We start from the raw sequence: 23,623 nt of genomic DNA, 5'->3' as shown, positions 1-23,623 counted from the left end.
TTTTATCCTCCTCATTTTTAGGCATTATGCCGCATTTTTACCACGTTGGTGGGTTCACTCTCACCGAATATTTGCATTTGGTTAGGGTCTTGCTTGGTCGGCTCAACAGCCACCGGCTTGCCGTCCCGGTCAATTCCAACCATCAAAGTGGTCGAAATCGGCTTAATCGGAGCCAGTGCGGCTTTGGCCTGGGCGGAGATGCTGATTGTTTCGCGGTTTTCATCAGGCTTCAGGGTGAGCGTGATGGTCAGCTTTCGCGCAGTTTTGGCATCGGTATTGGGGTCAACAATGTTCGCCATAGCTTTGGCAACCTCGATGTCAATTTGCTCGGCAATGGCTCCTTTAGCCAGCTCTAGGATGTTGACATTTTTCGTTGTGCTCATCGTTTTTTTCACCTCCTCTCAATGGGCTTGAGTTTGGGCTTATTGGGTTATTCATTGAGAACCAGGTTTAGATGGGATATAATGAATTTAAGATATTTAACTTGCGTCCTCGGCTTCTATGGCCGGGGCTTTTTCTTTTTCTGCCCGGGTCTCAAATTTGGCTTTGAGCTTTTCGTATCGCTCAAATTCTTCTTTTTCTCTATCTGCTTTTAAGGCCAAGTCGATTTCATCGACAGTGGTTGGCAATTTCACATAGATCCCCTTCCCCATATCGTGGAAATCAAGAACGGGACTACTTTCCCAGGCAAATATTTTAATATTGGGACGACGCTGATTAGAGTCTGAGTTAACAGGGATGGCGTTTAATTTGGACAAACAATCCCAGTTTAATTCGATCTTTACGGACCGTCTCTCCGATTTGCTCACCCATTCATAGACCGGACTTAGGTCGATATCGGGTAACGTTATTAGCACTGTACTTCCCTCCAATTTCTTTTATTTTCTGATCACCCGGACATTCCCGGACATTCCCGGACACTCGGTGTACAATCTCCATTTCGGTCGGCGTATTTTTGGTAACCAACCAACTGTCTGCATTGAGCCTGTGGGCCTCGATCAATTCTTTCTGCCGCCGCGTAGGGCTTTTGCCGTGCTTCAGATATACCACCTCTTTTTACGCAGTATGGACATACGTAGTGCTTATCAGGTTTGGCAAGAACGCTTACAGACCACTCTCTTTTGCAGAATCTGCACCGCCTAATCATTTGATTACGCTTCCAAGACTTTCTTGCAACTGCAGTGCCGCTAATCGTTCAGTGTGCCTTTCTTGCTCCAATCGTTCAAAGGCATTAAGCTTGGGCTGCTTTTCCTTTTTCTCACCATTCAGTTCATCAAGCTCCCTTTGCAGTTCAATCACTGTGCCTTTCCAGTTATCTCTAATTTCCTTCAGGTTCTTCCTATGCTTCTCAATGAGTGACATCTGCGATTCCCGGGCTTCCAACGCCGCTAAAAAGTCTCTGCCTTCGTCGTACTCATCTATGGTGATTTCTCCGTATCCGTAGGCGTTATGTAATTCCGCCTCGGTGGAGTAGCCCTTGTACTTTTCGGCCCTGATTTTATAAAGGCGGTCCTGTTGTGCTTGTAATGCTGCTTTTGCATATTTTTTATAGACTTTATCAATGTCTGCGGCCATCATTTTTGCAAGTTCAATTTCCTGTTCAAGTTCTTGCCTTAGGTTGTTGGTCATGGCGATCTCCTTTCTTGTAGGATTTCCCTCTTTTGCGTCGAATTGGTAAGTGTTCAGGCCATTTCGAAGAAAGGAGGGATTGCTTTGGCCATATACAATATTTCATATGACCTAACTGCACCGGGCAGAAATTACGATGATTTAATCGCGGAGATTAAAAATCTAGGAGACTGGGCCTATCCGCTGAAATCAACATGGCTAGTCGAATCAAACCTAACTTCTGTTCAAGTAAGAGACAAATTACTTGAAACAATGGACTCAAACGACAAATTATTAGTTATGATGTGTGCAGATGATGCGGCATGGTGCAATCTACCTGATGAAGTAAGTGATTGGATTAAAGAGAAACTTTAGTTTATTCAGTTTCGTCTAACATACCCTTTAGACTTGGTTCAACCAGGTCTTTTTCTTTTATGACAACTATTAGCACCGGTCCCTTTATTGTGAGCCCAATATTCCCGGTATCAATTTTGCATTTTCTTCCGGCTTCGATTTTTAAGGTTTCCATTCTCTCTTACCACTCCTCCCCTCTATAATCCAAATGCACTAACCACCGACCGCACCACACCATACCCTGCCACAACGACCACACAAACCGCCACAACCACTAAAGCAAGATGACAATACACCTCTACCGTTTTTGCCCTAGCATAGCCGGCTGCCGCCCGCTGTAACTCCCGGTCAAACATAGCTCTCCTGCCCCCTTCCGTTTTTGGTGTTATTGAGGAACACCCAGCCGCATTTTAAGCAGGTTACACTAATCAGGTCATCCTCTTGGTCAAAACGCTCTTTCTCCGTCCGGAAGTAGTCCAGGTCATCCCCGCTGGCTCCACAGCCCGGGCATTTATCGGAGAGCTTTGCGCCCTCGATGCTGATTATCGGGATTCGCTGTAGCCCAAAATACTGGACAATTCGAACTGAGTAGTTTTTAACCGGCATCCGCTGAATGTTAGGATACTTTTCGATGATGCCGGCAATGGCGTACATCATGGTGTTTCGGGTCATTTTGCCTTGGGCATAGGATCCAATGAGGTTGTGGACCTGATCGCGGTCCGCGTCGGTGGGGTAGTTGAGGACTTTTGTCATGCTGTAGCCTCCTCACTCAAATTAATAATTTCCAATGCCTTTTCTGGCTCGATACCCACATATTCACAAAATGGTAAAAATGGGATATGATAGGTCCATTTCGAACTAAGCTTAACCGCGCTGCCAAAGGGAAAAAGTTCCCGCTGCATACCAACGCGGATAAACTGTGCACCCATTTTGGAAATCGCCGCAGCCTGCTTGACAGTTAGTCTGGTTGGTATTGGGTTTTGCAAGGTGTCGCCTCCTTTCTAATAGGATTTTCCTCCTTAGCGTCGAAGTGGTAAGGGCTAACCAAGCAGCGGAAGGAAGTTGATTTTTATGGGACTAAATCATTTCTTTAAAAAATTATTTATTTCGCCCAAAGACGGTCTCAGCCATTCTGGCGAAAAACCTATTACCGATGAAGAAATACCTAACCTAGTACAATCGAGCTTAGAAAAAACATTAAGGCTTGAAGATGAACATAAAGCGGGCTTAAGGGACATATTTAAGGATCATGATTTGTCTGAAATAGAGAAAGAATTCTTTTCTGCTTTACTCCTGGCGCTTGAAGAAAATAAACTAAATCCCTCCCTTTTGCGTTTAGAACGTATTGGAGGCGGCACTATCAACGTGAGTTATGTCCCTTTATGTTTTGTTGGTAAAATAAATCTCACAATTACCCCAGATAAATACGCTGTAATGAAAGAAGATCATAAGCGAGCTCTCCGTGTATTTGGTACAATTGAGGAAGCAAATACCTATATGTCAGAAAAAGGCGGTGATCGAGTTGAAGTTAGACCAGGTGAAAACAGACATTACATGCAATATTCAAGGGGGCTTCAATCAATCAAGCACTTGAACAATCCAACTCTACAAGAATGCATTGACACAATCCCCCGGTGGATTGCTTTTATTAAGTATTGCAAACGCACACCTTAATTCACTCACCTTTAACCGATGTGGACTTAGCCTCTCTTAATTCAAAAATATTTCTATGCACGCTTCAGTTCGTTGCCATTATCCTCAAAAAAAAGAGTCCATTTGAAACCCAGAACTTCCGCTATTTTTTGGGCCACCTTAACACTTGGATTCCTTTCCCCATTCTCTATCATGCTATAATACTGTCTTTTTATCCCAACCACCTCAGCCACTTCTTCATGTGTTTTCTCTGCTTCAAGGCGTATTTTAGCCAACCAATATCGAGTCACTATCACCACCTCCATATGTTTTTTGCGTAACTCTCTGTTGCTATGACTTTATTATATAGCAACATTTTGTTTCTGTAAATAAAATATGCAACAATTTGTTGCGTACTCTTTACGCAACATTTAGTTGCTATTATAATGGAATAAAGTAGAAACAAGGGAGGCTCTTAAATATGTTTCCTGAAAGACTTATTGAACTAAGGACTTCAAAGGATTTAACTCATCAGCAAATGGCTGATATGCTTGGAATTACTCGGCAAGCATATGGGAATTATGAGGCAGGAAAAAGAGAGCCAGACCATGATACAATGAAAAGATTAGCTGAGTTCTTTAATGTCTCAACAGATTTTCTTCTGGGCCTAAATTTCTCGGACAAGCTACTCACACCAAAAGAAGAAAAAGACATTGCCAAGGACCTCGAAAAAATGCTTTCTAATTTAGAAAGTGATGAAGGCTTGGCCTTTATGGGTGAACCTATGGATGACGAAACCAAAGAACTTATGCGCATATCCCTTGAAAACTCCATGCGCCTGGCCAAGCAGTTAGCAAAACAGAAGTTCACCCCTAAAAAGCATAAATAAAGCTCTGACGGAGGCTTGAATATGGACATAAAGGAAAAAGTAGACAAGCTTATACACATGTACCGCACCAATGAACCCTTTGAAATTGCCGACCGCAAAAATATCCCGATCATTATCGAGCCATTAGGAGATATCTGGGGTTACTGCCACAGCTACAAACGTATTCAGGTTATTCATCTTAATAGTGACTTAGATTATATTGATCAACGATTTAGCCTCGCTCATGAATTAGCGCACGTTATCCTTCATCCCAAGATCAATACCGGCTTCCTCAGAATGCATACTTTCTTTTCAGCTGAGCGAATTGAACGGGAGGCGAATTCCTTCGCAGTAGAGCTACTTATGCCGGACTCTGTTCTGTATACATGTGAACTTAGATCAATTTTTGAAATAGCGACCGTCTGCGGAGTTCCGGAGGAACTGGCTGAGTTAAAGAAGTCAAGTGCTAAATTTTTTTATCCCAATTCAGAACATGCGTTTCTTTATTAGAACATTTATTCGAAAGGAGGTGAGAATCGAAATGAAAAATCCGAACGGTTATGGCGGGATAATCAAGCTCGAAGGTAAGCGCAGAAAACCATTTTATGCAAGAGTGACTGAGGGCTGGGAGATTGTGCATAAAGAAACGGGGGAAGCTATAATGTTTATCGCAAACGGCGCAGAACTCCCAAAGATCTTACCCGAAAACACAAAGCTAAAGCAGATCTATACGGGAATTGGGTCATTTAAAACCCAGGCTGAGGCAAACATAGCTTTAGCCGATTACAATAAAAAACACAGCCCACTCGATGCTGCAACTCTTACATTTGCCGAACTCTATAAAAAATGGTATGCATGGAAATTCAACCCTAGGCGAAGGAAGCAACTATCTCAGCAGAGCAAGGGTTCTTACGCTGCAGCCTATAAAAACTCTCATGAACTGCACAATATGCGTTGGCTTGATATCAGGTATGATCACATGCAAAATATTATCTGGGAAAGTGACAAAGGCCGTGAAACTCTCAACAACATGAAGAATTTGTATTCTCAGATGTATGACTATGCCATGATGAATGACATCGGAGAGCGCAATTATGCGCAGTATCTCGAAATTGATGTGGCTATCGAGGGAAAAGAAGACATCCACGCACCTTTTGATGACTCTGAGCGCAAACTGCTATGGGAAAGACTTGATGAGTTTGGAGTGGATACTGTATTGATCATGATCTATTCCGGGCTGCGTCCTACTGAGCTATGCTTGATTGAGACAGCCAAGATCGACATAGCACAGCGAGTCATGCGCGGAGGGGTAAAAACAAGTGCCGGAAAAGACCGGATCATCCCCATCCACAAACGGATACTTCCCCTGATCCAGAAACGCATGGAGGAAGGTAACAAATATTTGATCTGCATTGATGGGGAGAAAATCTCCTATTATTACTATCGCTCAAAGATTTGGGACCCGCTCATGAAACAATTGAACCTTGATCATCTCCCACACGACGGTCGGCACACTTTTGGAACCATGGCCGACGATGTCGGAATGAACCCAAAAGCGTTAAAAATGATCATCGGACACTCCACGAAAAAGGATGTAACGATGCGTTACACCCATAAAGATATCGAACAATTAAAAAAAGCTATCGACTTAATTCCTTAATTGTTTGTATATTACCTGTATCTTACCATTGAAAAACCAGGGCTTTTTACAGGCAACAAGAAAGCCTGCGACCCTTGAAATAAGCGTATTTGCTACGTTCTTTGATCTTAAGCTTTTAAAAAAAGATTAATAAAAAAAGAAAAAACCGCCTTAAAGAGACGGTTGAACTTTTGACAAGAGTTTCCTCTTGTCTATTTAAAAGGTAGGAGAAGAATGTCGTTACTTGTATAGTATCACAACACCTTAAACTACAGGTGAAGAAACTGTAAATAAAATGTTAATATTGTGTGAAAGAATTGACTAACTTCAATGATCCTCTTAGCCTTCTTGGAATAAGACGGTAGAGAGATATCTCTCTCCGGTATCCGGAAGCAGGACGACGATATTCTTCCCTTTATTCTCCGGTCTCTTGGCGATTTGGGTAGCCGCATAAGCTGCCGCACCTGAGGAGATTCCTACAAGCAGGCCTTCCGTCTTAGAGAGTTTACGGGAGGTTTCAAAAGCGTCGTCATTCTTGACCTGAAAGATCTCATCGATGACTTCTGAGTTATAGACACCAGGAACAAATCCGGCGCCAATTCCCTGAATCTTATGGGCTCCGGGGTTTCCTCCTGATAGCACCGGAGAATCTGCAGGCTCTACAGCGATGATCTTTACCCCTGGCTTCTTCTTCTTCAGGACTTCACCCACACCGGTTACCGTTCCGCCGGTCCCTACTCCGGCAACGAAGATGTCCACTTCCCCATCCGTATCTCTCCAGATTTCTTCAGCGGTGGTTTTTTTATGCATCTCTGGGTTAGCCGGATTGTTGAACTGTTGCGGAATAAAGGAATTCTTATATTCGGCAGCTAATTCCTCCGCTTTTTGAATAGCTCCTTTCATGCCGGCAGGTCCCGGAGTGAGTACCAACTCTGCACCCAGAGCTTTGAGCAGGTTCCTTCTTTCCACACTCATGGTTTCAGGCATGGTTAAAATCAAGCGGTATCCACGGGCAGCAGCTACAAAAGCCAGGGCAACTCCTGTATTACCGCTGGTGGGTTCAATAATGACCGTATCCTTGTTAATCAGGCCCTTCTCTTCAGCGTCTTTAATCATAGCATAACCAATTCTGTCTTTGACACTGGAAAGAGGGTTAAAATACTCAAGCTTCGCTATGACCTTGGCCTCTAATTCATTGGCTTTATTATAATTGGACAGTTCTAATAATGGGGTATTTCCAATGAGGTCAGTTAAACTCTTGGCAATTTTCGACATGTTGGCAGCCTCCTTAATGATAACGTTAAGCCTTCTTCAGCTTAAGGTTCAATAAAATATGCAGCGATTTATTCCTAGTATTCATATCTGTTTTGTTTAGTTTATTGTAATACCTTACTTGTTCTGCTGTCAATACCAAATTAATCAAATTCCAAAAAAACTCCTCTATTCTAAACACTATGCTCATGAGTATCCTGGCTGTAATGACTTAATTCCATCAGAAATACCTCTGAAGCCTTAGTAAAATAGGTTTCCTGGCCTCTCGCAATGATAAATTCCCGGGACAGTCGGGGCAAGTTTTGCTCAAGGGGTATGATCGCTAATTCCCCTGCCTTGATCTCTTTTTGGATAATAAGCTTTGACACTAAAGCAATTCCCAGGCCGTTTAGAACCGCTGCCTTAACCCCTGTGTTGCTGCTGAACACATAAGAATGTTTCACGGGAATCTTCAAGGTTTCTATAAAGCAATCACTCGATTCACGGGTTCCAGAACCTCCCTCCCGTAAAATCCATACTTGATCTTCAAGATCCTGAGCGCCCACACTCTTCATTTTAGCCAGGGGATGACTTGGCAAAGCAATCAAAACCATTTCATCCACCATGAAAGGCTCCAGAATAAACTCCTTGCCGGTAATTCTTCCTTCGACTAAGGCCACATCCAAACGGTTATGCCTTAACCCTTGAGCAATCTCTTCCGTGTTCCCGATGGTGACATTAATATTAAGATTAGGGTACCTTGTAGCCGTTTGACTGACCAATTCCGGAAGAATATATTCCCCTATGGTAAAGCTCGCTCCAATGCGAAGATTACCGGAAACAACACTTTGAATTTGATTGATCTTTTCTTTGGCCTCCTGATACTGATTGATGATTTTACAGGACTGTTCATAAAGAATTTCTCCGGCCGGGGTTAAATTCACATGTTTTGATGAACGATAAATGAGCTTTGTTCCAAACTCGTTCTCCAAGTTGCGAATATGTGAGCTCACTGCCGGTTGAGAAAGAAAGAGATCCTCGGCAGCTTTAGAAAAGCTTTTTTCTTCCGCTACTTTCTTGAAAATTTCCAAGGTGTCTGTAATCAATGGACTACCTCCTACTTTATAAGCATTCGCTATGTATAGTATAACAAATCCGGATTGCGTTTAGTTCCTTACCAAGGGTAAAGTAGAGATACGTTTTAATTCATTTTAATCTTTACCTTAGGAGGATACCATGGCAATCATAAATAATCTAACCCAAAAAAGAGAAAAACAGTTTCCTTTAGTTAAATTCCAGGTTGCACCCCTCATTCCAGGCGTACTCTTCACCACGGGAATTGCTGCAGTCGCTACAGGGATAGCTAACCTACCCGGTATCAACAAAATTGGCGCAATGCTTTGTGCGATTCTTATCGCTGTTCTTTATCGCAATACCTTGGGTTATCCGGAAAAATGCCGCACCGGAGTCCAGTTTACCGCCCAGAAAATCCTGCGCTTTGCTATTATTCTTTATGGCTTTCGCCTGAATATCCATTTGGTCTTTCAAGAAGGCCCCTCCCTTTTGTTTCAGGGACTATTCACCATTATCATCGCCGTCTTTACGACCCTTCTGGTGTCTAAATGGATTAAGGGGGACATGCAATTGTCCCTTCTGCTGGGAGTTGGTACCGGTATCTGCGGGGCTGCCGCCATTGCTGCAGTTGCTCCTATTCTAAAAGCCAAGGACGAGGATACTGCTGTCAGTGTGGGGATCATTGCTTTGATCGGTACATTTTTCACCCTTGCCTATACCCTGCTTTATCCCTATTTAGGCCTAACCGCCCTCCAATACGGAACCTGGAGCGGAATCACCTTACACGAAATCGCTCATGCAGCGGCGGCGGCTAATTCTGTGGGGGCCGATGCCCTGGCTGCATCCTTACTGGCTAAATTAGCAAGAGTCTTTCTCCTCATTCCCGTAAGCTTCATCCTTCTCTGGTGGGTACGCCGTCGGGACAAGGACACAGAGAAATCAACCCAAGGGGCCTCCTTTCCCTGGTTTCTATTAGGTTTCATCTTGACTAGCCTCATCGGAACCTATCTCCCTATTTCAAAAGAAGTCTTGAATGCTATTGCCTTTCTCTCATCCTTTTTAATGGCTGCGGCAATGGTGGGACTGGGACTCAATGTTCACTTAGCCAGCCTACGCTCGAGAGCCCTGCGCCCTCTCCTCGCTATGCTCGTCGCTTCTGTCTTCGTTTCCGCCTTCTCTTATTTCACCCTCATCCTTTAATCGTATAAGGCCATTCATAAGGAACGCCCCTGTGTCTTTCCGAAAGGGTAATGTCTCCCTTTACGGACTTGCACAGGGGCAATTCTCTATTATTATTCAAAACATCATTTCCGCAAGAGCACCTTTGGAAAATACATTTCCCATTCTCAGCCGACGGCTTTCTTAAGGGCTTGATCAAGATCGTCGATGAGATCATCTGCATCTTCTATACCAATAGAAAGTCTGACCATATCCGGGGTAACTCCTGCCGCAATGAGGCCCTCTTCCGACAATTGAGCGTGAGTGGTACTGGCCGGGTGAATGACCAGGGACTTAGCATCGGCTACGTTAGCCAGCAAGGAGAAGATCTCCAGGCTATCGATGAATTTCTTGCCGGCTTCTACTCCGCCTTTAATGCCAAAGGTAAAGATGGATCCCGCACCCTTCGGAAGATATCTTTGAGCAAGTTCATAATATTGATTGTCTTTAAGGCTGGGGTAATTGACCCAAGCTACATGGGGATGACTGCTTAAGAAATCGACGATTTTTTTCGTATTGGCCACATGCTTTTCCACACGAAGAGAAAGGGTCTCCAGTCCCTGAAGGAACAAGAAGGCATTAAATGGGCTCAGTGCAGCTCCCGTATCCCGTAAAAGCTGTACTCTGGCTTTGGTGATATAGGCAACAGGGCCCAGGGCCTCCGCATAGTTCAGTCCATGATAGCTTTCATCCGGCTCAGTTAAACCCGGAAATCTTCCACTGCCGGCCCAGTCAAATTTTCCTGAATCCACAATGACACCGCCAATGGATGTTCCATGTCCTCCGATGAATTTGGTGGCTGAATGGACGACAATATCCGCCCCAAATTCAATAGGGCGAATCAGATAAGGTGTGCCGAAGGTATTGTCAACGATTAAGGGCACCCCGTTTTCATGAGCGATCTGAGCTACAGCCTCAATATCTATCAGATTGATGCCCGGATTCCCTATGGTTTCAATATAAAGGGCCTTCGTCTTTTCTGTAATCACTTTTCTAAAATTCTCCGGATCATCGGGATTGACGAATACGGCTTTGAGCCCGAACTTGGGGAAGGTCGCCGAGAAAAGATTATAGGTTCCTCCATAAAGGGTACTGGCTGTGACAATCTCATCCCCTACCCCGGCAATATTCAAAATAGCATAGGTAATAGCAGCCGAACCAGAAGCGACGGCCAATGCCCCGACCCCACCCTCCAACGCGGCGATCCGCTGCTCGAAAACATCGGTGGTGGGATTCATGATCCGCGTATAAATATTGCCGCTTTCTTTTAAGCCAAATAAATTCGCCGCATGCTCCGCATTATCAAAGACATAGGATGTGGTCTGATAAATGGGTACAGCCCTTGAACCTGTGGTTGGATCAGCCGTTTGCCCTGCATGGACCTGTAGAGTATCAAATTTCAACTTTCTTCCGCTCATCATATCGCTCCTTTACCCTCAATCTAATTTAACTTGGATAACAACTGGCAGTTCATAGTAATTTAATATGTTTACTATATTTTGAATAAAGTTTAAGTTCATTCCACCTTTTTGTCAATAGAAACAGCTCATGTATTATATATTTCTTCAACTCAATTTCCATCTATAGTCTAACAGATTTAAAAAAGCTAAACAATCTCCAGTATAAAGCAGCCCTCTGAAAAAAATCAGAAGGCTGTTTCACTTTAGATATAGTACATTATACCGCCATGCCCGCTCATGACATTATATTCCTGAACAAGATCCTCCAAGGTTATGGAATCCACGAACTCGTTAATCCGATCAGTCATCTGATCCCATACCTTAATTTGAATGCACTCCTGGATGCTCACACCGCCTTCACGGTCCAATTCCTCATTAGCAACGGATAAATCCCCTTCCAGGACTCTGAGAATTGTTCCGACTTTAATCTCAGCCGCTTTGTCCGCCAAGACATAACCACCTTGAGCACCTTTTACACTGTTGATAATCCCCGCCTTGCGTAATGCGGAAAAAACCTGCTCCAGATAGTTCTCAGAGATATTTTGGCGATCAGCAATATTGGAAAGAGGAACATGTTCTCCACGGGAATGAACGGCCAAATCCAGTAATGCCCGCAGTCCGTATCTTCCTTTTGTTGATATTTTCATTCCTTTAACACTCCAAGCTTAAGAAGTCATATTGGTTTAGTTTTAATGGTAATATGGATTCCATACTTTGTCAAACCCATGACCATTACGGTTCCAGAGGGATGTATCCAGTTTTCTCTATAAGGCTCTGCCCCTCTTCCGAGAGGACCCACTGAATAAACCGCCCCACATTTTCTTGAGTATTGGACTTTAGGGTCACTGCGTAAACCGGAACGGTAAAGGGATAGGTTGCGTTGCGAACGGTTTCCGGGGTCGGTAGAACTCCATCCACTGCAAGATACTTGATCTGATTGTTTTTCACCATTTCCGAAGAATAATATAGGAAAGAATAACCTAAGGAATTCTTGGCATTTTTATAGTCCGCCACCCGACTGATGATCTCTCCCATTCCTCCCGCATAGGATTCCCGTGTGGGTTCAACCATAGTTTGACCTTGCATCACCCGATTTTGCATCACAGTCTGACTGCCAGAGTTCTCCGGCCGTTGAAAGGCCAGAATCTTCCGATTGGCTCCCCCCACTTCCTTCCAGTTCTTGATTTCCCCTGCATAAATCCCTTGAATCTGCTGGAGGGTAAGGCTTTCTACAGGATTTTCGGCATTGGTAAAGAAGACGAAGGCTTCACTGGCTATAGGGGTTAGCACAAACTCATCCCCCTGTGCCTTGATCTGCTCCCGGTGGGCTTGTGATGGCTCCGCCACAAAGATAATGTCCGTTTCTCCAGCCATAAGCCGTTCATAGGCCCGGTTCGTCTTGGAGCATTGTACAATATTAAGAGGGAATTCCTCACTTTGAACAAAAGCCAGCTCGAAGTCCTTCTCCCATTTTAGGTCGTTCTCACGGGCACTTTCACGATAATATTCACCAAGACCTTTATATACTGCCTCAACAAAAGCTCCATAGACAGGATAGACAGCAGTGGCGCCATCCAGACGTGGCATGGTCTCCAATTCTGTAAACTGGAGGCTGGTTGCTTGATCCAGGTGTGCCAGGCCGTTATTCTCTTTAAACGGGGCGATGCTTATGAGGTCAAATTCCGTAAGCTCGCTTCCCAGGGTGGATTCCCCATAGCGAATCTCTATCCAGCCATTGGCCAGAACATCCTTTGCCAAACCTCCGGAAAACAAAACCCCGCTTAAGCACAGCACAGCCAGTCCGATGTTGATTCCTTTTCGTTGCGGGACCGCTTCTGCCTTTCGGGACTTTTTAGAGAAGATCTCCTCTAAAAGAAACCCTGCCGCAAAGCCTATATATCCCATCAAATCGCCGACGATGAAGGCAGCCTGATTCCCCCACATAAATAGAACAAAGCCTAAAGGGAAATACAAAGGATTCTTCACAACCGTCCAAGACCACCATGAGGAGTGGATATTCCCTTGGGTAATCATTAAGAGCATCATTATAAATATAAGGGTATATAGGATAGGAAAGACTGCAGAGAAGTACCTAGCTTTCGGCGATTCGGGCTTGTTTTGAGCGAATCGGGAGTGAAGGAAACCGACGATTCCCCCGATGAGAAACGAACCGATAAAAGCAAGCAGTACATAGATGAGGTATACCGTATCATCCCCCCGACCCTCTGAAATAAAATTCAAACCGGAAAAGAATAATAACAGATAAAATGTTGTAAACAGAATAGGCACCGTCATCATCTGATTGAGTAATGTTTTAAAGATATAACGTTTACTCGATGCCATATTAACCTCTTTCCGGCTCTCTCAAGCGCTCAAACCCCAAATACCGGGTCCCTTGGAATGTAAGCTTTCCCAAATCCCCTTCAGCCAACATTCCATACTCCTTACCATTTACTGAAAATTCCATTCGATCCCCGCTTTCCACTTCAAAGGTTATATAATAGCTGGTGCTGCGATGGTTATGGTGTATCCCGTTGCCATGATTATGATGGTGCGTGGTGACATGGTCTCTTTTGGCCACAATAAGGGAAGGCACGGTTAAAACAGGTTGGGAATTATTATAGTTCCATGTCCGTATCCCTTGGATGATATTGACTAAAATCAATCCAAAAACCACCACAAAACCTATGCTTATAATGACCGGCACAATCGTAAACATAATATCCGATGAAAAAAACAAACTGCGCCCCCTCCTTTTCAAGTCCTCAGCTTTCAAAATATATCCTCACAAAGTTTCTTATAGAGGTTCTCTTTTTTTAAGGAAAGTCCTGCTATTTCAACTAAAAGAGCTTTCACCCAAAGCTTGATGCTTTAGATGAAAGCCCTTGTCGATACCGTATATGGCAGTTACTGCCTTAATCCATAAGTCTGAGTCACATCGAGAACAAAAATGATCCCGTTCCCCGGTTCATTAATATGAAGTTCATTGCGTATAGCAGTGACAATAGCTTCTGTGGTTTGACTCTCTGCTAAGATCATCACAATTTCCTTTTCCGGTTCGATAGCCATGGAGAACAAGGTGTGGGTCTCGTGAATTCCTGAGCCACGGGCATTGATGATGGTTCCTCCTCTTGAGCCGGCCTTCGTCGCTGCTTCCATGACCTCTTCAGCCTTACCCCTGTCCACTACAGTATAAATGGCATGATACATAGCAGTTTCTACACCTCGACTTTCTTGTTCACTGCGAAAGGAAAAATGACGGCCTACAAAACCTCTCACAGGACTTGTAAAGGCAATTCCGTGATTAGCCTTATGCAGCGCCAATTTTTCATCGATTACTTCTAAAGCGTGCTCAGCTACCTTTTTTTCTCCGAGCATCAGCACAATTTCCTTGCGGATATCCGTCAAATCCAAAAACTTTAGAATAGGATTATTAACCGTACCTCGTCCTAAGAAAATCGTTCCCCCGGATATTCCACACTGTTTGGCAAGTTTGATTACTTTGCTTCCTACGCCAAAATTAACGACGAAACAAATTAATTCAAATTCCTTTCCATCAGAGCTAAGCTTCATTTTCCTTTAATCCTTCCTTCACCGATTTTATCTTAAAAATAAAACCTAAAGTCTGTAAAGCAATAATTGGAGTCATGGCCACCATGGCAATTATTCCGAAACCATCCACCATGACATTGGCCCCTTCGACAGCTTCAGCGGCACCCTGAGCAAAAGCCAGGATAAATGTTGCCGTCATGGGTCCGGAGGCGACCCCCCCTGCATCAAAGGCCATTCCCACAAATAATTTCGGAACAAAGTACATCATGAGAATGGAGACTACATAACCCGGTAAAAGGAAATGCCACAACTGAAGTCCTGGGATCAAGATTCGAATCATCGATAATGAAACTGCAAATGCAACTCCAATGGAAAGAGCTATCAAAACAACAGGTCTCTTTACATATCCACTTGTAACATCTTCTATTTGATGTGTCAAGACATAAACTGCAGGCTCCGCCAAAATGACCACCAGGCCGAGAATGAAGCCGATGGAGATAATAATAAATTTATTATCCATAACTGCTACATTATAGCCAATCTTGCTGCCGACCTCCATAAAGCCTGCATTAACTCCTGTCAGAAACAGAACTAAGCCAATAAAGGTATACACCAACCCTTTTAACACTTTACGAAAAGCCTTTGGCGATATTTTGAAAGATACTTTTTGAAAAACAAAAAACATCAGGATAACGGGCAGCAAGGCTATGAAGATTTCAAAAGCTATGGTGGGAAGCTTGTCGATAAAAGGCGCCAAAAAGGAGGCCGAGACCTGAGTGGACTCTTGAAGACTCCCCGTTATCTTATCCTGTTCAGATAAGATACTCATCATCATGACCGCAATGATTGCACCAGTTGAAGTAACGGCTACGAGACCGAAACTGTCCTTTTCTGAAGCCTTGCCATCCTTCTTTAAGGATGAAACCCCCAAGGCCAAAGCCAGCATGAAGGGTACAGTCAACGCGCCGGTAGTTGCCCCGGAAGCATCGAAGGAAATGGCAAGAAACTCCGAGGACGTAAAAAAGCTCAGACCAAGGATGATTAAATAGAGAACCGTGAGCAATTTATAGAGAGGAATATTATATATTATTCGGACTAAGCCGCTTGTGAGCATGACAGCAATACCTATGGAAACCACGACAACAATACTTAACTTTGATATGACACCTGAAGTAACCATACCCACTTGTCCTGCAAGAATATGAAGGTCAGGTTCAGCAATGGATATGAAAAACCCTAATAACAAACCAGCCACTACAATGATCCATAATCTGTTACTCTTTGCTAAGGCTCCACCCATCAGGGTGCCTATTTTGCTAATCCCTATATCCACCCCAAAAAGGAAGATGGATAACCCCAAAACAATAAATAACGCTCCTAAAAGAAACCGGAAGACCAATAAAGGTTCCATGGGAACAATTGTGAAATTTAGAGCCAATACAAGGATGACGATAGGTCCAACGGAGATTAATACTTCTTTTAATTTCTCTAAAAGTACACTCAAATAAACTTCACTACCCTTCTATACTATGTCTTGTTGCGCCTTGGTACGCTTATAACGCAGGTATTCAATAAACCTCTCCACCTCCTCAATTTCATCTTTCGAAAGATCCCCACAATCGATATGCTGTGAAAACTCAGCATTGGGTGAGCTATCCTCTAAGTACCCTGCTACTTTCATTAGTTCGTTGTAGCTTAAATCCAGGGCGAGAGCAATAGCTTTTAGTACGCAAGGCGAGGGATGCTTTCGTTCTCCATTTTCTAAGCGATAAATTTCTGTATGGCTCAGCCGTGCAAGCTCTGCAAGTTTGCGCATAGAGATTTTGCGCGCAATACGTTGAGCCGAAATATAATGGCCAATATCGACCAATTCAAGCACCTTCTTTTGGGTAAATAAGGTAAATATTTTTTTATAATAACTAAACAATTATATCACTTTAGTATCCTATTGTCACCAAAACACACAAAAATGGTGACAATAGGATACTAAACAAATCTCATTGTTCATATATTGAAACTATTCCATACAATTGTTGACTACCTGGCAAAGATTAGGTATAATGGAGAAAACTCGTTAGTTCTTGTGGATGAAAACCTTCTCGATTGCCTGTGGCTTTGGGGAGCAGGACTCTTCCCATACAACGGGTGGAATTTAAATCTGGAGGTTTTTTTTAGATGTTTGCAGACAAAGTTTTATCCTGTAAAGACTGTGGTGCAGAATTTGTATTCTCTGCTTCAGAGCAAGAATTCTACGCAGAAAAAGGTTTTACAAACGAGCCTGGTCGTTGCCCTTCCTGTCGCGCTGCCAGAAAAGCTCAAAACCGCAACGGCGGATACTCTTCCCGCCCACAGCGGGAAATGTTCCCCGCTGTTTGTTCATCCTGCGGAAAAGAAACTACAGTTCCTTTCCAACCCACAGGTGACAAACCTGTATATTGCCGTGATTGCTACACCCCTCGTAAAAGCAACTGGTAATCTATAGCGCTCTATCGCCAGTGAAGAACTTTGAGTCATGACTCAGAGTTCTTTTTATATGTCATCTCTTTACCTCTCCTTCAGTAGTCATTTTTTATCCTATCTTGTTCTTTAATTCGCAAAGGATATTTATTCTAATTATAATAATTAATATATTATTTTTAGGTATATTAAATATTATTATTTACTATATTTAAAAAATAAATGTTAACTTTCTATGAATTTATTCACTAATTACTTGCTTATGCAACAAAAAATAGGTATGATAGAGCCAAAAGGAACAATATTGTGAGGTCTTATTATGCCAACATTTCAAGAATATACCGCAAAATCGTTCGGATTTCATCTGAATAAGGCGGCACGTCTTATTTCAGGTCGACTGAGTCATAACTTCAAGTCAAATAATTTCGACGTAACAATAGAACAATGGAGATTACTCCTCTATTTATGGCGCGAAGACGGTCAGACCCAAAACAGTTTGGCTCTGAGTAGCAATAAAGATGAACCCAGCGTTTCCAGAATCATCAACACCATGGAAAAGCATAATCTTGTGGTCAGAACACGACACCCTCATGATCGTCGAACAAATCTCATCTATCTTACTGAAACCGGAAGAAACCTTAAAGATGGTCTCATGGCTATGGGCGACAAAACAAACAAAGAAACTACCCAAGGGGTTGATCCCGAGGATTTGGTCATTTGTATTAAGGTCTTACAGAAGGTCATCGATAATCTTTCTGCTCCCAATTAAGTGAAATTAATCATTTTTCCAAAAGAAGGTTAACGAAAGGGTTGACGAAAAGATTGTCAATCCTTTTGTCAACCCTCTTTTTTTGTGTCTCTAATGTTCAAGACATCCCTTCACAGCACTTTATCTTATCAATATAACGATAGACCTCTAAGACGGCCTGGGGAGAAAGGCCCGCATCAAGGATTCCGGCACTGCTGCCAAAAATATAGCGTCCAGGCATAGCCGCCTTGAATAATTCATCCACCTTAGAAGTTCCTCCGGTCTCAAACCAGCCCAGCTCATACCCGCCCATAAGGCACATATCTCCGCCTACAGCTTCTCTTACCTGAGCAAGATCCATGACAGACTCCAAGGAGTGAATTCCGTTAAAGCCTATTTCCTTTAAATCCTGGAGAATGAGCCAGATATCCCCATCCGAATGAAAGAATATCGGTATCTCTCTCCCTGTGACTTCCCGGGCTGTACGACTTAAGCCCTGAAGGAGTTCCTTAAGATACGGAAAAAACATCTCCCTCATAATCCGGGGAGAAATATACAGTCCATGGTTATAGGCGATATCGTCGGCTATGAAAAGGCCATGGGCACCGGAAGTGATCGCAGCTCTCCCCAGGTTCAGGCTCCTTTGGATCGATTCCTTGACAAGCTCCTCGATTTTTTCTTTATCCCTCATGGTATCCATTAAGAAATCTGTAAAGTCAGGATAAGTATATCCCACTCCCTGAAAGGGACCGTCAAGCAAAGAAAAGAGGAAAAAGTCACTTTCCTCTTGCCATTGCTGCAGTTCTGCCCATGGTCTACCCGGCTTTTTTTGATCGGCCATAAAAACAAGGGCATCAAGACCTAATAATTCACAGGCCTTCATCCTGGCCTCAAGGTCAACCGATTGTGGGCTTGGGGATGGAGACAACTGAAGAAGCCTGGAGACCAGGGCATCCTCAATAAAAAACTCCCCTTTGGGAAGCTTATCCACCGCCTCCCCACTTATCATTGCTAAGACCCTTTCAATCTTCGTCATATTCCCTCCGAACAACTAACAATCCGTATTATCTTACGTAATTTGCGGGATTTACGGTATCTCCATTGACGATGATTTCAAAATGAAGGTGAGATCCTGTGGAACGACCTGTGGAACCGACCAAGCCAATGGTTTCACCTTGAGAAACAGATTGTCCGACATTAACCAGTAATTTGGAAGCATGAGCATAACGGGTTTGAATCCCATTGCCATGGTCAACCAAAATGCTGTTTCCATAGTTCCCTTGCCTTCCTGCGAAAATGACCGTCCCGGCAGCTGCCGCCACAAAGGGGTCACCGGTGGATCCCGCATAATCTATTCCTGTATGAAATTCGCTGCCACGATATCCATAATAGGAACTGACATATCCTCCGTAGGGTCTTACTAAGCCCGGCACTAAACCGCTACCCCGGGAAGCGCTGGCCACCTGCACTCGCTGGGGTCCCTTAGTCACCACTTGATTCACCGCTTCTTTAGTCACCTTCTCGTCCACAACGGCCTTGGTGACCACTTTATCGTTTTTCTGCACATACGAATATGTAACAACCTTTTCCCCGTCGGAGCCGGCTTTCGTAACTTTTGATGTACCACTGGCTAATTTACTGTCAATCTTAGTCTCTACATCGAAAGGTATGGTTTCTGTGACAATACTGGTTCCCTCAAAAACAACAGTAAGATAAGGGCTAACCTTCTCAATATTGATCTTTTCTCCGGGTTTAATAATGGTATCGAGGGTCGCTCCCGGGTTAGCAGCAAGAACCTCCACTGTTTTCAGGTCATTCTTACGGGCAATCAGCCACCAGGAATCGTTCTCTTCCACCACATATTCTTCTTTTTGCACATTACCCTGTTTCAGCACTTCCAAGGCCTTTTCCACAGTGGTGATCTCCTCGGGCAAGGCTTCCACATCTTGAGTTTTGATCTCTTCCTCAAAAGCCACCGAACTCAGTTTATTGTTCTCATCTTCTTTGACGTACATTTCCTGGTAGGCTTTTAAAAGCTCATCTGCTTCCTTTTGGTTTGCTAAGGTAAACATGGAATGGCCTGCGATTTGCAATTCCACCGCTTCAATAAAGAAGGACAGCTTACCTTTAAGCTCTTCTTTGGTTAAAGGAGTGTACCCATTATCAATTCGTGCCGTGTTAAATTCGATGTGATCATGAATCTGGGCGGCTTCTCCGAAAGCCTCTCCTTCTTCTTCAAGGATCTGTTCCAGCAGCTCTTCCCCGCTGCCGACGCTTTCCACAATACCTACCGTTTCACCATTTACGACCACATAGGCCGCAGGAGCTGTGGTATTAAGATAATACCCACCGCCTCCCAGCACCAGCAGTGCCGCTAAGGCTCCCCCAATCATTTTGGGAGACTTCCATGGTAATTTATTTAAGGTTTTAACCCAAGATTTTGGATCTACGTTGATTTTCACAGGCTGCATTATTTACCCCCCACCACTAACAACTCACAACCATTATACAGGATGGTTGTGAAGATTTTGTGAAAATCTTTAAATTTTTTTCTATTTAACTTTCAAAACCGTTCTATTCCCACAATTCTCGACTTAATTCTTCAATTCTTTTTCTCCGCTTCACCGTTTCAGAACGGTCAATCTGATACTCCCCATTGACCAGAACAAGAGCGTCTCCTTCTTTCGCTTCTCTAGGGAGAGCATGACGCGGAATAGTGATTGTCACCCGATCTTCTTGTTCAATCACTGCAAACTCACCTTCAAAACGATCAATAATTCCTTTCATTTTCAAGCAGCTCCTTTCTTAGATTTAAGAGGATTCTTCAGTTAATCTTCTCTTAGCTTAATCGACCTCATGGACTTGTTAAGGCAAATGTAAGTGTCGAGCCATCGGATGTTACCGTTATGGTCCCCGCTTGGTCCGTTCTGTAAATCACAGCTCCCTTCTCCCTTAACCGCTTAAGAACCTTTTCTGTCGGGTGGCCGTAGCTATTATCCTTCCCCACAGAGATAATAGCATGCTTGGGATCTACAGCAGTGAGAAAATCTTTCGTAGTCGATGAGTTACTTCCGTGATGGCCAACTTTTAAGACATCAGCCTTAAGGTTTACACCCGAGGCCAGCATTTCTTTTTCCGAGACATCTTCCGCATCTCCTGTAAAAAGAAAGGCATTGGCTCCATAGACTAAGCGCAGGACGATACTGTAGTTATTCAGATCCTCATATTTACCGGACATGGGGGCCAGGATTTCAGCTGATACGGGAGGCAGGCCTTCCGCAGGCAGCCCTAAATCCAACTGGACTCCGGCCTTCCCTTCCTTGATCTTCAAGCCTTTCTCTTGGACAGCCAACAGAACGTCCTCAAAGGTCCTGGTATTATGGGTCACCTTGGGCATAATCACCTGCCCGATCTTAAAATTCTCGATAACCTTGTCCATACCGCCAATGTGATCTTCATGAGGATGGGTTCCAATAAGTATATGGATTTCCTTGATGCCCTGATCCTCAAGATACTTGATTAAGAACTCCCCATCGTTATTTTTTCCGGCATCGATCACTATGTTTTTGCCGTTAGGAATCTGAATCAGGGCCGCATCAGCCTGACCGACATCAATAAAACTTACCTTCAAAGGACTTCCTATATTCTGCTCTTCTTTAAGGTTATTTTTTTTATCCTGGGAATCCTGAGGGTTGGGATTCGTGAGGCCTGCGCAGCCTACCAGCGCTATCGCCAGCAGAATAACCAAAAGAAAGCTCCCTATTTTATAGCCTTTCACGGCATCTCTCTCCTTCCCAAAGGAAGATCCTGAATGCTCTACAGCATCCAGGATCTCTTATTAGACTTTTGGTCCTGCTTGGCGAATTTCTGCAGCAGCCTGAGCAAATTGCTCGAAGTTTTTTCTAAAGCGCTGAGCCAGCTCCTTAGCATTAACGTCATAAGCTTCTTTATTCTGCCAAGTCATTCTTGGATTTAAGACTTCACGGGGTACTCCTTCCACCTGATCAGGAACCAATATTCCAAAATTCGGATCGGCGGTGAATTCAGCCTGTTCTAAGGTACCGTTGAGGGCGGCTGTAATCATCGCCCGGGTGTAGCGTAAATTGATACGTTTACCCACCCCGTAAGTACCGCCGGACCAACCGGTATTGACCAGATAGACCCGGGTACCATAGGTATCAATTCTCTCTCCCAGCATTTCCGCATACACTTGAGGGGCCAAAGGCAGGAAGGGCGCACCAAAGCAAGTGGAAAACGTTACCTGAGGCTCTGTAATCCCCCGCTCAGTTCCAGCCAGCTTGGAGGTATATCCCGACAAAAAATGATACATGGCTTGTTCCTTTGTGAGTTTGGAGATGGGAGGGAGTACCCCAAAGGCATCCGCTGTGAGGAAAACAATAACCTTAGGCTGTCCCCCTACACCTGGGATTACCGCTCCTTCGATATAATCAATGGGATAGGCAGCCCGTGTATTTTCCGTCAATGTGGAATCATCATAATCGGCAACCTGAGTATCCGGACTAAGAACGACATTCTCCAGGACCGTTCCGAAGCGAATAGCATTCCAAATCTGAGGCTCCTTTTCTTCGGAAAGGCTGATGCATTTTGCATAGCAGCCCCCTTCAAAATTAAAGATACCGTTCTTCGACCAACCATGCTCATCATCGCCGATTAAGCAGCGCTCCGGATCAGCGGAAAGAGTGGTCTTTCCCGTTCCGGACAAACCAAAGAACAGGGCGACATCCCCATCCTTACCGACATTGGCTGAGCAATGCATGGGCATGACTTCTCTTAATGGCAAATAGTAATTCATGACACTAAAGATGGACTTCTTCATCTCACCGGCGTAATGAGTTCCCCCAATCAATACCACTCTTTTTTCAAAGGAACACATGATAAAGGCCTCGGAATGAGTTCCATGGATTTCCGGATTGGCTTTAAAGCTGGGGACTGCGATAATGGTAAACTGGGCCTGATGGTTTGCCAGTTCCTCTTGAGTGGGACGAATAAAGAGTTGATGTACAAAGAGATTTTGCCAGGCGAACTCATTGATGACCCGGATGGGAAGGCGGTATTCTTCATCTGCTCCGGCAAATCCATCGAAAACAAACAATTCTTTTTTAGTTTCTGTATAGGTTTTAACCTCATCATAAAGCTTTTCAAAGTATTCCTGGGAAATGGGGCGATTCACAGAGCCCCAGTCAATCCGATCATGAACTGAGGGCTCGTCGACGATAAATTTATCGAGAGGGGAACGTCCCGTATATTTCCCCGTACTTACACGAAATGCTCCACTGGAAGCAAGAGTACCTTCTCCACGCTTAAGGGCCATATCAACTAATTCTGATACCTCTAAGTTATGATGAATAATTTGATCCATGATAACGCTACTCCTTTTTCCGTGATTAAAATATACAAAATACATTGGACATACAACACACATTCACCATTATAGCAGTAGAGAGCTGGATTTGGCACCCATTTTTTCATTTTTTCCACGATAAAGGACTTATTATTGTTATTTCAGTGTAGACCCCCATGCCGCAAGTGGAACCAGCGAAAGATAAAAAGTATTGTTCTGGTCGTGTAGCTTTACGCACAACGAACCTTCGGGCGTGAGCTCCTGAAACCCTCCACCGGAGGCTTTCTTCATCGGAGCTCACGTACTCCATAGCTCCAGGGTTGGTCAACTCGCTTTCTTAACAGCTCCGCCAAACCCCGCTGCTTTCTGCATGTAAACCGTGGCTGCGCTACGTTAAGAA

General features: G+C 43.9%; 31 protein-coding genes. 8 read left to right on the top strand and 23 right to left on the bottom strand.

The window, feature by feature from the left end; translation table 11 throughout:
- Nucleotides 1–17: 17 nt before the first annotated feature.
- The 4 genes from DESDE_RS05115 to DESDE_RS05105 form a co-directional block, all read right to left on the bottom strand.
- Nucleotides 18–383 (bottom strand): hypothetical protein, encoded by a 366-nt coding sequence (locus tag DESDE_RS05115; protein ID WP_014792975.1) that lies wholly within the window; start codon nucleotides 381–383, stop codon nucleotides 18–20.
- Between the two features lie 96 nt (nucleotides 384–479).
- Nucleotides 480–857 carry a hypothetical protein gene (locus DESDE_RS05110; RefSeq protein ID WP_014792974.1) on the bottom strand — a complete coding sequence of 126 codons (378 nt, stop codon included), beginning with the start codon at nucleotides 855–857 and terminating at the stop codon, nucleotides 480–482.
- The gene (locus DESDE_RS22965) at nucleotides 814–1,050 is read right to left on the bottom strand and encodes a DUF6906 family protein (protein ID WP_083838533.1); all 237 of its coding nucleotides are present in this window, start codon (nucleotides 1,048–1,050) and stop codon (nucleotides 814–816) included. Before DESDE_RS22965 ends, DESDE_RS05110 begins: the two co-directional genes overlap by 44 nt.
- Nucleotides 1,051–1,143: 93 nt before the next feature.
- The gene (locus tag DESDE_RS05105; RefSeq protein ID WP_014792973.1) at nucleotides 1,144–1,629 is read right to left on the bottom strand and encodes a hypothetical protein; all 486 of its coding nucleotides are present in this window, start codon (nucleotides 1,627–1,629) and stop codon (nucleotides 1,144–1,146) included.
- Between the two features lie 84 nt (nucleotides 1,630–1,713).
- Between DESDE_RS05105 and DESDE_RS05100 the strand changes: the two genes are divergently transcribed.
- Nucleotides 1,714–1,983, top strand: a complete 270-nt coding sequence (locus tag DESDE_RS05100; protein ID WP_014792972.1) for a hypothetical protein — start codon at nucleotides 1,714–1,716, stop codon at nucleotides 1,981–1,983.
- A gap of 1 nt (nucleotide 1,984) precedes the next feature.
- Here DESDE_RS05100 and DESDE_RS21785 read toward each other — a convergent pair whose 3' ends face one another.
- From DESDE_RS21785 to DESDE_RS05090, 4 genes are read right to left on the bottom strand one after another with little or no spacing between them, the layout of a single operon-like run.
- The gene (locus DESDE_RS21785; RefSeq protein WP_014792971.1) at nucleotides 1,985–2,137 is read right to left on the bottom strand and encodes a hypothetical protein; all 153 of its coding nucleotides are present in this window, start codon (nucleotides 2,135–2,137) and stop codon (nucleotides 1,985–1,987) included.
- Between the two features lie 22 nt (nucleotides 2,138–2,159).
- Complete coding sequence (locus DESDE_RS21990; RefSeq protein ID WP_014792970.1) at nucleotides 2,160–2,318, bottom strand: hypothetical protein; 159 nt, start codon at nucleotides 2,316–2,318, stop codon at nucleotides 2,160–2,162.
- Nucleotides 2,311–2,715: a hypothetical protein gene (locus DESDE_RS05095; RefSeq protein ID WP_014792969.1), complete on the bottom strand. Its 405-nt coding sequence runs from the start codon at nucleotides 2,713–2,715 to the stop codon at nucleotides 2,311–2,313. Before DESDE_RS05095 ends, DESDE_RS21990 begins: the two co-directional genes overlap by 8 nt.
- On the bottom strand, nucleotides 2,712–2,948 hold the full coding sequence (locus DESDE_RS05090; protein WP_014792968.1) for a hypothetical protein: 237 nt from the start codon (nucleotides 2,946–2,948) through the stop codon (nucleotides 2,712–2,714). Before DESDE_RS05090 ends, DESDE_RS05095 begins: the two co-directional genes overlap by 4 nt.
- Nucleotides 2,949–3,033: 85 nt before the next feature.
- Between DESDE_RS05090 and DESDE_RS05085 the strand changes: the two genes are divergently transcribed.
- A complete protein-coding gene (locus tag DESDE_RS05085; protein ID WP_014792967.1) occupies nucleotides 3,034–3,636 on the top strand; it encodes a hypothetical protein in 603 nt (200 codons plus the stop codon).
- A 53-nt stretch (nucleotides 3,637–3,689) separates the two neighbouring features.
- Here the strand turns inward: DESDE_RS05085 and DESDE_RS05080 are convergent, their stop codons facing one another.
- Nucleotides 3,690–3,905, bottom strand: coding sequence for a helix-turn-helix transcriptional regulator (locus DESDE_RS05080; RefSeq protein WP_014792966.1), 216 nt, complete (start codon nucleotides 3,903–3,905; stop codon nucleotides 3,690–3,692).
- A gap of 170 nt (nucleotides 3,906–4,075) precedes the next feature.
- On the opposite strand from DESDE_RS05080, the gene DESDE_RS05075 reads away from it, so the two are divergent.
- Genes DESDE_RS05075 through DESDE_RS05065 form a run of 3 tightly spaced genes read left to right on the top strand, consistent with a single transcriptional unit; the run spans nucleotide 4,076 to nucleotide 6,122 of the window.
- The gene (locus tag DESDE_RS05075; protein WP_014792965.1) at nucleotides 4,076–4,483 is read left to right on the top strand and encodes a helix-turn-helix transcriptional regulator; all 408 of its coding nucleotides are present in this window, start codon (nucleotides 4,076–4,078) and stop codon (nucleotides 4,481–4,483) included.
- Between the two features lie 21 nt (nucleotides 4,484–4,504).
- The gene (locus DESDE_RS05070) at nucleotides 4,505–4,972 is read left to right on the top strand and encodes an ImmA/IrrE family metallo-endopeptidase (RefSeq protein ID WP_014792964.1); all 468 of its coding nucleotides are present in this window, start codon (nucleotides 4,505–4,507) and stop codon (nucleotides 4,970–4,972) included.
- A gap of 31 nt (nucleotides 4,973–5,003) precedes the next feature.
- Nucleotides 5,004–6,122, top strand: coding sequence for a tyrosine-type recombinase/integrase (locus DESDE_RS05065; RefSeq protein ID WP_014792963.1), 1,119 nt, complete (start codon nucleotides 5,004–5,006; stop codon nucleotides 6,120–6,122).
- Between the two features lie 318 nt (nucleotides 6,123–6,440).
- Here the strand turns inward: DESDE_RS05065 and cysK are convergent, their stop codons facing one another.
- Both cysK and DESDE_RS05055 read right to left on the bottom strand, forming a co-directional pair.
- Complete coding sequence (gene cysK / locus DESDE_RS05060) at nucleotides 6,441–7,376, bottom strand: cysteine synthase A (protein WP_014792962.1); 936 nt, start codon at nucleotides 7,374–7,376, stop codon at nucleotides 6,441–6,443.
- Nucleotides 7,377–7,546: 170 nt separating this feature from the next.
- On the bottom strand, nucleotides 7,547–8,458 hold the full coding sequence (locus tag DESDE_RS05055; RefSeq protein WP_014792960.1) for a LysR family transcriptional regulator: 912 nt from the start codon (nucleotides 8,456–8,458) through the stop codon (nucleotides 7,547–7,549).
- A 130-nt stretch (nucleotides 8,459–8,588) separates the two neighbouring features.
- Between DESDE_RS05055 and DESDE_RS05050 the strand changes: the two genes are divergently transcribed.
- Entirely contained in the window at nucleotides 8,589–9,626 is a 1,038-nt protein-coding gene (locus DESDE_RS05050) for a YeiH family protein (protein WP_014792959.1), read from the top strand.
- A 146-nt stretch (nucleotides 9,627–9,772) separates the two neighbouring features.
- Here the strand turns inward: DESDE_RS05050 and DESDE_RS05045 are convergent, their stop codons facing one another.
- The 7 genes from DESDE_RS05045 to DESDE_RS05015 form a co-directional block, all read right to left on the bottom strand.
- A complete protein-coding gene (locus tag DESDE_RS05045) occupies nucleotides 9,773–11,062 on the bottom strand; it encodes a homocysteine synthase (protein ID WP_014792958.1) in 1,290 nt (429 codons plus the stop codon).
- 245 nt (nucleotides 11,063–11,307) lie between these two features.
- Entirely contained in the window at nucleotides 11,308–11,751 is a 444-nt protein-coding gene (locus DESDE_RS05040; protein ID WP_014792957.1) for an RrF2 family transcriptional regulator, read from the bottom strand.
- Nucleotides 11,752–11,836: 85 nt separating this feature from the next.
- Entirely contained in the window at nucleotides 11,837–13,447 is a 1,611-nt protein-coding gene (locus tag DESDE_RS05035) for a PstS family phosphate ABC transporter substrate-binding protein (protein WP_014792956.1), read from the bottom strand.
- A gap of 1 nt (nucleotide 13,448) precedes the next feature.
- Nucleotides 13,449–13,844 (bottom strand): DUF2500 domain-containing protein, encoded by a 396-nt coding sequence (locus DESDE_RS05030; protein ID WP_014792955.1) that lies wholly within the window; start codon nucleotides 13,842–13,844, stop codon nucleotides 13,449–13,451.
- A gap of 167 nt (nucleotides 13,845–14,011) precedes the next feature.
- Nucleotides 14,012–14,677: a P-II family nitrogen regulator gene (locus tag DESDE_RS05025; protein WP_014792954.1), complete on the bottom strand. Its 666-nt coding sequence runs from the start codon at nucleotides 14,675–14,677 to the stop codon at nucleotides 14,012–14,014.
- Nucleotides 14,667–16,160, bottom strand: coding sequence for a DUF1538 domain-containing protein (locus tag DESDE_RS05020; protein WP_014792953.1), 1,494 nt, complete (start codon nucleotides 16,158–16,160; stop codon nucleotides 14,667–14,669). The genes DESDE_RS05025 and DESDE_RS05020 overlap by 11 nt, the downstream gene beginning before the upstream one ends.
- Nucleotides 16,161–16,178: 18 nt before the next feature.
- Nucleotides 16,179–16,526, bottom strand: a complete 348-nt coding sequence (locus DESDE_RS05015; protein ID WP_014792952.1) for a helix-turn-helix domain-containing protein — start codon at nucleotides 16,524–16,526, stop codon at nucleotides 16,179–16,181.
- A gap of 305 nt (nucleotides 16,527–16,831) precedes the next feature.
- Here DESDE_RS05015 and DESDE_RS20995 point away from each other — a divergent pair, with 305 nt between their 5' ends.
- Together DESDE_RS20995 and DESDE_RS05005 are read left to right on the top strand one after the other, a co-directional pair.
- Nucleotides 16,832–17,131, top strand: a complete 300-nt coding sequence (locus tag DESDE_RS20995; RefSeq protein WP_014792951.1) for a zinc-ribbon domain containing protein — start codon at nucleotides 16,832–16,834, stop codon at nucleotides 17,129–17,131.
- A 301-nt stretch (nucleotides 17,132–17,432) separates the two neighbouring features.
- The gene (locus DESDE_RS05005) at nucleotides 17,433–17,882 is read left to right on the top strand and encodes a MarR family winged helix-turn-helix transcriptional regulator (RefSeq protein WP_014792950.1); all 450 of its coding nucleotides are present in this window, start codon (nucleotides 17,433–17,435) and stop codon (nucleotides 17,880–17,882) included.
- Between the two features lie 97 nt (nucleotides 17,883–17,979).
- On the opposite strand, the gene DESDE_RS05000 is transcribed toward DESDE_RS05005, so the two are convergent.
- The 5 genes from DESDE_RS05000 to pckA all read right to left on the bottom strand — a co-directional run bounded on the left by DESDE_RS05000 (nucleotide 17,980) and on the right by pckA (nucleotide 23,241).
- Entirely contained in the window at nucleotides 17,980–18,897 is a 918-nt protein-coding gene (locus DESDE_RS05000) for a uroporphyrinogen decarboxylase family protein (RefSeq protein WP_014792949.1), read from the bottom strand.
- 28 nt (nucleotides 18,898–18,925) lie between these two features.
- Nucleotides 18,926–20,332, bottom strand: a complete 1,407-nt coding sequence (locus DESDE_RS04995; protein WP_014792948.1) for a M23 family metallopeptidase — start codon at nucleotides 20,330–20,332, stop codon at nucleotides 18,926–18,928.
- A gap of 103 nt (nucleotides 20,333–20,435) precedes the next feature.
- The gene (locus DESDE_RS04990) at nucleotides 20,436–20,648 is read right to left on the bottom strand and encodes a DUF3006 domain-containing protein (RefSeq protein WP_014792947.1); all 213 of its coding nucleotides are present in this window, start codon (nucleotides 20,646–20,648) and stop codon (nucleotides 20,436–20,438) included.
- 67 nt (nucleotides 20,649–20,715) lie between these two features.
- On the bottom strand, nucleotides 20,716–21,639 hold the full coding sequence (locus DESDE_RS04985) for a ComEC/Rec2 family competence protein (RefSeq protein ID WP_014792946.1): 924 nt from the start codon (nucleotides 21,637–21,639) through the stop codon (nucleotides 20,716–20,718).
- A gap of 60 nt (nucleotides 21,640–21,699) precedes the next feature.
- Nucleotides 21,700–23,241, bottom strand: a complete 1,542-nt coding sequence (gene pckA, locus DESDE_RS04980; RefSeq protein WP_014792945.1) for a phosphoenolpyruvate carboxykinase (ATP) — start codon at nucleotides 23,239–23,241, stop codon at nucleotides 21,700–21,702.
- Between the last annotated feature and the right edge of the window lie 382 nt (nucleotides 23,242–23,623).

The sequence above is a fragment of the Desulfitobacterium dehalogenans ATCC 51507 genome (assembly GCF_000243155.2).
GTDB lineage: Bacteria > Bacillota > Desulfitobacteriia > Desulfitobacteriales > Desulfitobacteriaceae > Desulfitobacterium > Desulfitobacterium dehalogenans.
Note: the sequence above shows the minus strand (reverse complement) of the source record. Positions and strands in the feature narration are given on the sequence as shown.